The sequence below is a fragment of the Pseudoduganella buxea genome (genome assembly GCF_009720835.1).
Lineage (GTDB): Bacteria > Pseudomonadota > Gammaproteobacteria > Burkholderiales > Burkholderiaceae_D > Rugamonas > Rugamonas buxea.
Genome location: NZ_WNKZ01000187.1, coordinates 1 through 2,500, shown reverse-complemented (window position 1 = coordinate 2,500; position 2,500 = coordinate 1). Strand labels below are relative to the sequence as shown.

The 2,500-nt window shown below is 56.5% G+C and carries 3 protein-coding genes; all 3 read left to right on the top strand.

The genetic code is table 11. The annotated features are described in order from the left end of the window. The first annotated feature begins 100 nt into the window (after nt 1–100). Genes GM672_RS27385 through GM672_RS27375 form a run of 3 tightly spaced genes read left to right on the top strand, consistent with a single transcriptional unit; the run spans nt 101 to nt 2,380 of the window. The gene (locus GM672_RS27385; RefSeq protein ID WP_188916125.1) at nt 101–511 is read left to right on the top strand and encodes an HNH/endonuclease VII fold toxin-2 domain-containing protein; all 411 of its coding nucleotides are present in this window, start codon (nt 101–103) and stop codon (nt 509–511) included. Nucleotides 512–527: 16 nt separating this feature from the next. Continuing rightward, on the top strand, nt 528–1,508 hold the full coding sequence (locus GM672_RS27380) for a beta propeller repeat protein (RefSeq protein WP_155473653.1): 981 nt from the start codon (nt 528–530) through the stop codon (nt 1,506–1,508). Nucleotides 1,509–1,540: 32 nt separating this feature from the next. Beyond that, on the top strand, nt 1,541–2,380 hold the full coding sequence (locus GM672_RS27375) for a beta propeller repeat protein (protein ID WP_155473652.1): 840 nt from the start codon (nt 1,541–1,543) through the stop codon (nt 2,378–2,380). The last annotated feature ends 120 nt before the right edge of the window (nt 2,381–2,500 follow it).

Sequence of the window (2,500 nt, the reverse complement as noted above, 5' to 3'; positions counted from 1 at the left end):
TTCTATAACCGCCAGCGGCGCCACTCGCGTCTCGGGTATCTATCGCCAGCATCGTTTGCCGAAGAATTCAGCAGACAGAAGCTGGCTGCTTGAAACGGACGTGTCCACTATTGACAGTGCACCTCAGGGGCACCATCTGGTGCCCGGGGGATCGGTCAAGGATACTTGCCCCGGATATAACCATAACCGGGCCCCCACGGTCTGCGTGGAGGGGACGAGCCAGAATCATGGCAGTCACAAGCGGGCGCACGAAGCACTTGCGAGGGAACACGAAGCATTGGACCAGAACGGGCGGGTCGACTCAAATGGCACAATGAGCATGAATGATTCACTCAATGCGGCCACGGAGTCGCACCAGAAGGCCTTCCCCCTTTCAAAATGCTCTAAGAAGTGCATCCGTGCGCAACTCGATTCCTATTATCAGAAGTGTGGCAATGCCCGGGCGAAGATGGTGAACGAACAGGCCAAACCGGCAATGCCGGCCAACACCTCAGGCGGTTCCGCTGACTAAAATTTGGAGAAGGATAGTGAAAATTTTTTTGGATGAAGCGACCTGGCGCAAAGTCGTTGCGGACTTCGACATCACGGATATCGCAGTACGCGACAGAAATATCGTCCAACTGTGCCTAAAAACGAAGATGAGCAATGAAGATGCATCGCAGCTTTTAAACGAGGACATCCCCTCCCGGATCGTTACGCTGTTCCTGGACCGCGCCCCAGGGAACAACTTTGGCTTCCAGGAGCTGCAAGGCATGCGTTACCCCTCGGTTGGCGTCTCGCGCGCACCATTTCCACGTCCGAGCGGACTGATCGTCTCACGAAGCAGCAAGGGCGACGTATGGCCGTTCGGAGGCGGCAATGGTCCTATGGAATTCATCGCGCCCGACGGCGGACGGCCAGCCACGAGGCGCCTGAAGTGCATCAACGGATATACCTACTCCGTCGGCACCGGCCGCCGTGTCTACCGGCGCACGGCGGTTGGCAAATGGTTGCGTATCGACAATGGGCTGCCCCAGACCGAATCGAGCACCGCGCAGGGCTTCTCCGACCTCGACGCATTTTCCGAGTCGGATATGTACGCCGTCGGCGGCAACGGCGACGTCTGGCATTTCGACGGCGCGAAGTGGACGCAACAGGGATTTCCTTCCAACGTCGAGCTGGCGACGGTCACGTGCGCCGGCGACGGCAACGTCTATATCTCCGGCGAAGGCGGCAGCCTGTGGGTAGGAAATAAATCGACGTGGAAGCGCATCTACAAGGGCAGCTCGAGCATCCTGTGGAACGACGTGCTGTGGTTCCAGGACAAACTATGGCTGGCGTCCGATTATCAGTTCCGCCAGTGGAACGGCAAGGAGCTGGTGCCCGTCAAGCATGAGGGCGAGAACGTATATATCACTGGCCATATGGACGCGTACGACGGCATCCTAGTCGTCGCCAGTCTCGATACGGTGATGCAATTCGACGGCAAGAGCTGGCAGGTGCTAGTGGCCCCCTATCCTGTTTCTTGAGTGGGCAAGCCTGCAACAACGGACGCGACGTCATGACGCCATTGCTGGACGAAAATACCTGGCTTGCAGTATTCGCCGGTTTCGAGATTATCGATATCGCCATCCGCGAGAAGGACGTGATCCAGCTCGGCCTGAAGAAACAGCTGAGCAACGAGGAAGCCTCACATCTGTTCGACGGCCAGATTCCATCACGCATCGTGACGTATTTTCCGAATCGACCGCTCGGAAATCATTACGGATTTCAAGAGCTGGCCGGGATGCATTATCCTAGAATTGGCGTTTCACGCTCGCCATTCCCACGGCCAAGCGGCCTGATTTCGTCGATGAACGGTAACGGCGATGTATGGCCTTTCGGCGGCGGTAACGGCCCGATGGAGCAAATCAGTCCGGCCGGACTTTTCCCCGGAACCGATCGACTGAAATGCCTGTTTGGATTCACCTATTCGCTGGGAACCGGACGCAGAATATTTAAGCGCACTGGTATCGGCGAGTGGGTTTCATTCAACAGTGGTTTTCCTCACACTGAGCCGACAACGGCGCAGGGCTTCTCCGATCTTGATGCATTTTCCGAGTTTGATATGTACGCCGTCGGCGGCCATGGCGACGTCTGGCACCATGACGGAACGAAATGGACTCAACTTGGTTTTCCCAGCAATGTGAGACTCGAAACGGTGACCTGCGCCGGCGACGGCAACGTCTATATCTCCGGCGAAGGCGGCAGTCTGTGGGTGGGAAATAAATCGACATGGAAGCGGATCTACAAGGGCAGCTCGAGCATCCTGTGGAACGACGTGCTGTGGTTCCAGGACAAATTGTGGCTGGCATCGGATTATCAATTCCGCCAATGGGACGGCAAGGAGCTGGTTCGGTAATCCCCCCATTTTTAGAGCACGCTAAAAGTAGAGGTTAAGCGGCAAGTGCCAATTTCTGTTTTGGCGTGATACCGCCGAGCGCCATATTGGGTCGGTCGTGATTGTAGGTCCACAACCAGT

Bases quoted from the DNA above. Each gene is read 5' to 3' on its own strand.
- GM672_RS27375 (WP_155473652.1), top strand. From the start codon at position 1,541: ATGACGCCATTGCTGGACGAAAATACCTGGCTTGCAGTATTCGCCGGT.